Source organism: Bacillus cereus group sp. BfR-BA-01380 (assembly GCF_022663535.1).
Taxonomy (GTDB): domain Bacteria; phylum Bacillota; class Bacilli; order Bacillales; family Bacillaceae_G; genus Bacillus_A; species Bacillus_A cereus_BB.
This window is the reverse complement of sequence record NZ_JAKUFS010000025.1, coordinates 67,099-75,966: the sequence shown is the minus strand read 5'-3', so window position 1 is coordinate 75,966 and position 8,868 is coordinate 67,099. Positions and strand designations below refer to the sequence as shown.

Here is an 8,868-nt window from a genome sequence, read left to right as displayed (position 1 = left end):
CACCACCTAGAATTAGTACAACCATTATTCATAAAAAAAATGAAAATTATACATAAAAAGTGAAAGCTTCTTCGATTAAATCGAAGAAGCTTTCACTTTTTCAGTGGCCTCATTCAACAAGGTATGGTTTTTCTGCTTTCAAACTTAGACAAACCTTTTACTTCCAAGTCGGTAAGAGCCCCTGGAGGAAAAAGTTCATTCACAGAACGAATCTTGTTATGGTTCGAAAGCTCCATCTGATAGAATGTGTGAACACGCAAATCAGACAGGATGCCAGACAGCCACTTCCATTGCGCCCAATGATGCAGACCTACCATCTTCTCTGGTAGTAGTGAATACAAAATTGGTGGAAGTTTTTCTTTCAATCCCATTGCTCTTCTAGCAATGACATAAGAAGCTGTTTGGTGAATGCTAATACCAAAACGTTTCATATATTTGATTTTACCAATTTGAGACGTGTACGCTGGATTTACCTCAAATACTGCTACACCCATCTTCTCAGCACGGCTTTTCATAGCTGAAATCATCTTTTTGTAAGCAAACATGCTCATCATCATGTTTGCCTTTTTATTGCCATAAGGATTCTTAACCTTTGCTTTTGTTGTGTTTAATTTTTCTACAACAATCGGTTTGTTTGCTTTTACAGCAATATCAACTAGTGCAATAACTTCTGCTTCCATCATTTTCGTAATTTGTTCTGATGTTTTCCCTAACATATCAAAGGATAATACACCCGTTTTTATGAGTTGTCCTTTTTTATTGATGTTTGACCAAGCGAAGTGGTCAAAGTTACAGTCTATTCCAATGACACCATCGGATTTGCTGAAGTTTTTATTTTCGTTCTCTCCAATATCTATGAAGCATTTAAAAATGTAGTAATCTCCATGATCTTCAATTGCCCAACTGATTGGTTTTCCTGCATTCTTTTTATCTTTGCAATTCCATTGGTTTTGAACAGCTGCATTCACTTGTTCTTGTCCATATGGAAATGTAAGGTTAGGAATTTCAACTGCAACACCGTTTGGGGTTGTAAAGTGTAAAGATTGTGATTCTGTATTGTATGTAAATACAAAGTTTCCTGATTTCGCATCTTTTCGACCTGAAATCAACATTTGATTGTAACGAGCCTTTTCAAAATCCTGCACCCAAAGTGTATGATTTTGAACATAAGTATCTACAGTATGTTGTGCTTTAAATAGTTTTTTACTCCCAAATACAACAGAAGAAACGTTGTTTTTTAAACTATGAAGTAGTTTTTGTAGTCTATCCAACCGAAATTTAAGGCTACCTAAACGAGAACGAAGTGTTTGAATACGTACATCTAAATATTCATGTTCAAATTGATAGGCATGATAGTAAATATCCGTTCTCTTTTTAAATTGCACAACAAAATATCGTCCCCTTTGTTGTTCTTTGGACGTTTTATTGAACGTTGGCTTCCCTTTGATAAACGATGTTTTTATTTTATTCAGCACTGTCAAATCTGACTTGGTTTTCTTCATCTTCTTTTTTACAGCTTTCATTTGTTCATTTTTATTTTCAATATACAATTTCTTCAATTCTGTCTGAGAAGAAAATAGTGCATTGGCTTCCTGTACAGCACTATTTGCAAAATAATCATTCAGACTAAATCGTGATTTCACAGTAATCTGCATACTATCAGAACGTCTGGAAGTACCAGAACGTTTTTCTAACACTTGCGTTTGAAAAGCGAAATGCTTCGCACGATTAAATACGAAAAGAGCATGTCCAATCGCTTCAACATATTTCGGATTTAGTGCATTCTTATAGATACGAATTGAAAAATATGCTTTTTTCATTGGACACACCCCTTTCTTGTTTTGTATACACAAAGTATACCAAATAAGAACATACGTTTCTATCTATATGCTAAAAAAACAAAAAAAGCGATTCATCCCCCACCTACCGTTTGCGCTTGAGGTGGGGGTCTTCTCGCCAAATATGATAAATAAAACACGTGCCATTATAACCACCCCTTAAGTCAGATGTTCTCTAGATTGTATATAAGAGTACCATACCCTTGCTTAACTTAAATAATGAAATTAAATATATCATAGTACAATACTTGAAAAACTTAAACTTTTAATCACCCTTGTAATCTGAAATTTATATTTAAAAACAGGATTTTCTTTCTAAACAAACAACACCTACAGTCGACATCTGCTTGCGGTATCCTAAAAAATTTTCTCAACATGATTCGCTATTTTCTCCTAACCTATTTAAAGGATTTTGTGAAAAAACGGTCGAAATTCACTTTGTTGTAAAAAAATGTATGAAATGGGGGATATTATGAGGAAATTGATAGCAGGAACTTTAGCATTTGGGATGATGATTGGAGCTGGTAGCAGTTTTGCTTCTGCAGAAGAAACGAGTAGCATTTCTGTAAATGAAGATGTAGCATTGCAAACGAATTTTGAAGCTATGAATATTGAATCCTTTGAAATGCAGTCCATAACTGCTTCTCAATTTCAAAAGGTTTATGCGGAAATGAAGAAATATGAAGGAACGCCATATCGATATGGCGGAAATAGCCCAAAAACTGGATTTGATTGTTCAGGATTAATGCAATGGGGTTATGGTACACAAGGAATTAAATTACCGCGTACTGCTCAGCAGCAATATGATGCTACTAAGCGTGTAAGTAAAAGTAATCTTCAGCCAGGTGATTTAGTGTTTTTCAAAGGTACTTACAATTCAGGTACTTATATCACACATGTAGGTATGTACATTGGAAACAATACATTCTATAACTCTAGTAGTTCAAAAGGAGTAAGTGCGGCTAGGCTAGATAATTCTTATTGGAGTGCACATATTGCCGGTTATGGAAGAATATAATAATAGGAATAAGCACTTGAGAAATAGATCTCAAGTGCTTATTCTATAAATCTATTTTAATTTTTCGACATATAAATCGCTGTTATGCAGAATACAACAGGACCTGCACTCACATGCTCCCTTTGTTTTAAACCTCGCATGTGGCAGGAAAAGGCCCTGACCGTTTCTATGCACGGCTAGACGCTCTCGTCCTCCCCTAAAAAGAAAGGGGTTTTTATGTCGTTTTTTTAACCTGTATATATACAGGTTTTTTACTAAAGTATCTTCACTTTAAAAGGATCGGCAAATGTTTCAAAGTTTGTTCATTCTCTAGTAGGCAGTTCTTGAGCTGGAAAGATGGTGAAAGTGTTACTTCTTTATGTTGTTGAATAAAGGTTGTTAGAGCGATTGTAGCTTCTAATCGCGCGAGTGGGGCACCTAAACAAAAATGTGGCCCTTTTCCGAATGTCATATGTTTGTCATTACCTGGTCGATGTATGTCAAAACAGCTAGCGTTAGGGAACTGTTTCTCATCTAAGTTTGCGGCACTTACCCATGTAACAATCATTTGTCCCTTTTTCATTTGTGGGCCAAATATATTTGTATCCTCCGTTATTGTACGTGCCAGTGTGACTGGAAAACGATAACGTAAAACCTCTTCAACAGCTTGCGGAATATAATCAGGATTTTTACGTAATTCTGTATACGTTCCTGGTTTATCAACTAAAAAACAATAAAAACTATTTATAATTAAATTTGTAGTAGTTTCGTTACCAGCTGCCAGTAAGCCGAGTGAAAAATCTACAATTTCTTCATCTGTCAATCTCTCACCTTCATATTCAGCTCTTATTAAGTCTGAAAGAATGTCGTCTACTAAGTGGCATCGTTTTTCTTGGACAATGGGAAGAAGATACGTTTTAAATTCTTTTAAAGCGATTGCTTTTTGTTTATCTAAATCAGCAAATTTCTCTCGACTATAGGGCATGAATAAAATATCAGACCATCGTTTCACCTTTTTTAAATCTGTTGTAGGGACACCTAATAAATTAGAAATGACCGTTACAGGGAATGGGGCTGCTAAGTCTTCTACAATATCAATTTCATCACGATTTCTTAGCTTTTCTATCATTTCATTTGCGAGTGTTTGTATATGTGGTTTCCACACAGTTAAACTGCGTGGTGTAAATGCTTTTGAAACGATAGAACGAACATTGCGGTGTTCAGGAGGATCAGAAGAATTTAAATTCATTCTCGTTTCTCGTTGTGGAAATGAAAACTGCTGACGATCTCTTCTACTTGAAAATAAACGATAGTCAGATAAAACCCGGTTCACATCATCATACGAAAACACATTCCATACATCTTGATCTGCATCATAATAGACAGGATGATTCTCTCTCATATACCGATACCAAGAATATGGATTCCAAAGCTCATCTTTTGTTTTTAGTTTGGAAATTTCATGAACTAAAATTACACTTTCAGGTGACTTCATAGATATATCCTCCTTTTTTCTTCAGAATAAAAAACAATTAGGTGTTTCTAAGTTGTATAGGTTAATATGTTTTATTCTAGCATAAGAGGAGTAAATGTTTATTTTTGGAAGGTTGAGAAAAAACTTTGGTGCAGTGGGGTGCTTTAAAATATTTGCTTGATTTTGAAGGAGGATTATGTCAAAAAAGATATTTTATATCTATATAAATCCATTTTTATTTTTCGACATCTTTGTCTAGCTCTGCCTCCTAGGCCCTCATGTCTAAGAACCTTCCACACGAGAAGGTAAAAAACACCTTCTGTGTGAAAGAACCTTAGCCAACAGACCTAAACAGTCGGCTCCGCTTTTCTTTATAAGTTGCTGCTACGCAGAATACAGCATGACCGCTACTTGCTTTCTCCCTTTGTTTTAAACTTCGCATGTGGCAGGAAAAAGGCCCTGACCGCTTCTATGCACGGCCAGATGCTCTTGTCTCCCTCTTAAAAGAAAGGGGCTTTTATGTCGTTTTTTTAACTTGTATATATAAGTTAAAAAAGCTAGCAAAATGCTAGCTTTCTCATTATTTTGAAGTAAGTGCAACTAAAACATCTACTGGATAATCAACTGATTTCTTCACTTTATATTCTACTGCATTTCCCTTTCCCATAAGGTTAGACATTTTATTGATAATATCATCTGCAGTTCTATCAGACATCCATTTTTGTAATCCTGCTCCTGGGATAACTGAATAGTTAGCTACTTGTTGATATAATGCAGTTCTATATTGATCATATGCATAATCAGGTTTTGGATTAAAATCAAATGTCTTCGTAATTGTACTTTCTTCTGAAATTGTATGCTGATAACCAAAGCTCCAAGTTAATGAAGCTGATACTTTAAAAACATCTCCAATGCCTGCTTCCATTCCAATTGTTTGGGATAATCCTACTGAGATATTATGAGAAATACCACTTGTAACAGCTTTGCTCCAGTGATAACCTGAATTTTTATCTACTATATTTGAATCAATTAATTTCCAATCTAGCTTTTTTTGTAATTTCGTATCTGTTGCTATTGGATCCGTTTTAGGAATTGCTATTGAATATAGCACATCTCCTTTATTCCCTGATGGTGCATAATTTTCGTTATCTTGAATCCAAGTGCCATCAGGTTTAACATACTTATAGCCTGAAAACTTCAGTATACCGCTCATTGAGGTATTATTTTGTTGTGCAACAACATCTACATATACATAATCAATTAACTTTCCATCTTCCGTAGAAACATGCCATTGACCAGGAAATTCTTCATAAGGACCCGTAGGAATGTAAGGAAGCTGCGTACCATTTTGAGCAACTTGTTCAGCTGTCATAGGAGTTTGTCCTTCTTGAGAACTGATTACGATTGGAAGGTTTCCTACATTCGTAGTATTCGTATCCGCTGAAGAAAACCCTGGTGCTACAAATAAAGCTGTACTTAATACAAATGCTGCTGGGATAATTTTCTTGATTTTCTGTCTTTTCATCCTACACACCTCTTTTGGTTTGATTTTAAATGATAAAATGTACATATTGTTCTAAAATCCATTTACCAATCTATGGAGATAAAAGAATTTAAACTATGTTTCTATTTGGTTTATCGAGAATAAATGTAGTTGATCAATTGATAAGAATGTAAATTTGGAAATAAAGCCTTTTGAACTTAAAGTTTTAAGTTACGTATAAATGATAGAGTTATCATCCTATCTACACGTTCTAATCGACTACATATAATGATGAACCTTTTTCTTTTGTTTCTCATAGAAGATAAAGATCTTATACACTCATTAAAACACCATGTTTTTGTTAAGTAAATCATAAAATTCGGCTTAATAAAATTAATAATTGTTATATAATAATTAATTGTTCTAAAAATAATTATATTACTAAAATCCTATTTTTAGAAAATATAATAACTTTAATTTTATATTTCTCTGAAAAATAAAATTATTATAACAGATTGTGGAAAATTAGTGAGATGAAAATAATTTTAATATAATAAAATAATATTTCATATACTGTTTTCCTGTATTTGGATATGCGAAATTGCATAAAATACAAGCGGAAAATACGTAAAATAAAGGTTTTTCAAAAGATTAATATGAATGATAACTCATAAATTTATTATTCAATGAATAATAAATACATATTATGTAAATAATATTATTTAGATTCATATAAGGATTAATAGAATATAAATATGTCGTAATAAGGGAAAGTGCGCATGTTTAAGTTGATAACAATAGCATTTGCATGTATAGGAAATGATCCTATAAAAATAAGAAGAAAAGAGAGTACTTTATATATCTTTTTGGAGGTACTGTTAATAAAGATCACCCTATGAAAATAAGGTGTTATTTCTTGAAAAATAATACCTTGTATTATTAGGTATTGTGTGATATAAATAAATGCGGAGGTGAAAGCTTTGGAAATTAATAAAGAAGTTTTGAAAGGTCATATTGATACAATAATCCTTTCCTTATTGCATAAAAGAGATATGTATGGTTACGAATTAGCAAAATTAGTACGCGAAAAAAGTGATGAACAATTCGAGTTAAAGGAAGGAACATTATATCTATCTTTAAAGCGACTTGAAAAGAATAAATGGATTGAATCTTATTGGGGAGATGAACAAGGTCCTGGTGGGAGAAGAAAATATTATAAAATCACTTCAACAGGTAAAGATGGATTCGAAGAAAAGCGTTTAGAGTGGCAATTTGTAAAGAAAATGATTGACTCGTTTTTAGAAGGAGGAAAAAAACTTGAAGAAAATTGATGTATTTATAGATTCTGTTTATCAAAATGTTGGCGGTAATAAGAAAGAAGTACAAGAGTTAAAAGCAGAGATGAAAGGTCATTTGATAGAAGCTGTTCACGAATTAAAAGCAGAAGGAAAGAGTGAGCAAGAAGCGATTGAAATTGCTATTAACCGGTTTGGCGGAGAAAAAGAAATGCATGCCACTATTAGACAATTGTTTCAAGCACAAAAAACATTTGCAAAGTGGGTGCTTTATCTAGCAATAACGTTTCTAGTTCTTAGTTCCACTGTGTTTGGACTTATTAAGGCAACAGACAAAAAGATTTCACGAGAAAATTCAATTGTTGCTACAAAAACATTAGAGATTCTAGGTAATAAAGATGAAATTTCTGAAGATATGAAAAATGAAATTAATAAATTAGTGAACCGTACAGACCTCATTTCGAAAGTTCAAATATATAACATAAACGATGTTAAAAAAGAGGCTGAAAATTTCACATCTATATTTGACTATAAAGGAGAAGTAAAACCGAACTACCAACATGTAAAAACAACATGGGCTCCTAAATGGGTTCCTGCTGACTATTTATCTTATGGAATCGGAGAGGATAAATGGCATGTCAATATAGAAACCAAAGATATCCGCAATTTTATGACCTTATTGTTATTCGTCGGTATTGCAGTATATGCTGTTCTTTTCACTATTTGGGCAACTATCAATGCTTATCATCGGAAACGATTCCATATAGGCTGGATAATTGTATTTGCTTTATTTAATGTATTTGGCTACTTGGCTTATTATTTTTCCGACAAAAGAAAAACAGTAAATTAATTTAAAAGGAGCTTGCATTATGAACTGCACCTCCATTGTTAGTTGTATCTAATAATGGAGGTGCAGTTCAGGTTTATATGTATGAGTGGAAAAATAGAGGTCAGTGATATGAAAAAGTTATATAGAGGAAATGGAATGCTAATAATTGTAACGATTATTTTATTGATTACATGTATTATTTTTGTGTGTAATCCACTTATTTTCTCAAATTCTATAAAAGCAAAAGAAAATCCATTAACAGAACCAATTAAAAAGCAAAGTGAAACTTCTATAAAAAAAGGGGCTCCAAAAAATCCAAATGATATTCATATTATTGTAAATAAGAAAAGTATGCTTCCAGATGGATATAAACCAGATGATTTAGTTGTACCAGATGTTACTTTTGCCTTTTCTGGTATATGTGAAAAAAGTTATATGCGTAAAGAAGCTGCAAGCGCATTGGAGAAACTGTTTGCGCTAGCTGAGAAAGATGGAATAACATTACAGGCTGTATCTGGATTCCGTTCTCTAGCGTATCAAAGAAGGGTTTATCAAAATAACGTTAAAAAACAAGGTAAGGAGGAGACTGATCGAGTATCTGCAAGACCTGGTCATAGTGAACACCAAACTGGGTTAACAATGGATGTTTCAGCAAGTAGTGTAGATAACACCTTAGAACAATCCTTTGGTACTACAAAAGAAGGAAAATGGTTGGCTGAAAATGCCCATCGTGCAGGGTTTATTATTCGATACTTAAAAGGAAAAGAAAATATTACAGGGTATTCATACGAACCATGGCACATCCGATATGTAGGTGATATTGCAAAAGAAATTTCTGAAAAAGGTATCACATTAGAAGAATATTACAATGAAAATCAGCAATAATCCATTACAAATAATTTATACATGGTGGATGCTTGTCATCAGTGGGGATAAATTACAGTCTATGACC

At 33.3% G+C, this 8,868-nt stretch carries 7 protein-coding genes; 4 read left to right on the top strand and 3 right to left on the bottom strand.

Annotated elements, in window-relative coordinates:
- Positions 1-113: 113 nt before the first annotated feature.
- The gene (locus MR076_RS20100) at positions 114-1,820 is read right to left on the bottom strand and encodes an IS200/IS605 family accessory protein TnpB-related protein (protein ID WP_242223556.1); all 1,707 of its coding nucleotides are present in this window, start codon (positions 1,818-1,820) and stop codon (positions 114-116) included.
- Positions 1,821-2,310: 490 nt separating this feature from the next.
- On the opposite strand from MR076_RS20100, the gene MR076_RS20095 reads away from it, so the two are divergent.
- Positions 2,311-2,856 carry a C40 family peptidase gene (locus MR076_RS20095; protein ID WP_242223553.1) on the top strand — a complete coding sequence of 182 codons (546 nt, stop codon included), beginning with the start codon at positions 2,311-2,313 and terminating at the stop codon, positions 2,854-2,856.
- A gap of 265 nt (positions 2,857-3,121) precedes the next feature.
- On the opposite strand, the gene MR076_RS20090 is transcribed toward MR076_RS20095, so the two are convergent.
- Both MR076_RS20090 and MR076_RS20085 read right to left on the bottom strand, forming a co-directional pair.
- On the bottom strand, positions 3,122-4,330 hold the full coding sequence (locus MR076_RS20090; protein ID WP_242223550.1) for a cytochrome P450: 1,209 nt from the start codon (positions 4,328-4,330) through the stop codon (positions 3,122-3,124).
- 559 nt (positions 4,331-4,889) lie between these two features.
- Positions 4,890-5,834, bottom strand: a complete 945-nt coding sequence (locus MR076_RS20085; RefSeq protein ID WP_242223548.1) for a hypothetical protein — start codon at positions 5,832-5,834, stop codon at positions 4,890-4,892.
- Between the two features lie 938 nt (positions 5,835-6,772).
- On the opposite strand from MR076_RS20085, the gene MR076_RS20080 reads away from it, so the two are divergent.
- The 3 genes from MR076_RS20080 (at position 6,773) to MR076_RS20070 (ending at position 8,801) form a co-directional block, all read left to right on the top strand.
- Positions 6,773-7,123 (top strand): PadR family transcriptional regulator, encoded by a 351-nt coding sequence (locus MR076_RS20080; RefSeq protein WP_242223546.1) that lies wholly within the window; start codon positions 6,773-6,775, stop codon positions 7,121-7,123.
- The gene (locus tag MR076_RS20075; RefSeq protein ID WP_242223543.1) at positions 7,110-7,937 is read left to right on the top strand and encodes a permease prefix domain 1-containing protein; all 828 of its coding nucleotides are present in this window, start codon (positions 7,110-7,112) and stop codon (positions 7,935-7,937) included. Before MR076_RS20080 ends, MR076_RS20075 begins: the two co-directional genes overlap by 14 nt.
- A gap of 108 nt (positions 7,938-8,045) precedes the next feature.
- On the top strand, positions 8,046-8,801 hold the full coding sequence (locus MR076_RS20070) for a M15 family metallopeptidase (RefSeq protein ID WP_242223540.1): 756 nt from the start codon (positions 8,046-8,048) through the stop codon (positions 8,799-8,801).
- Positions 8,802-8,868: the final 67 nt, after the last annotated feature.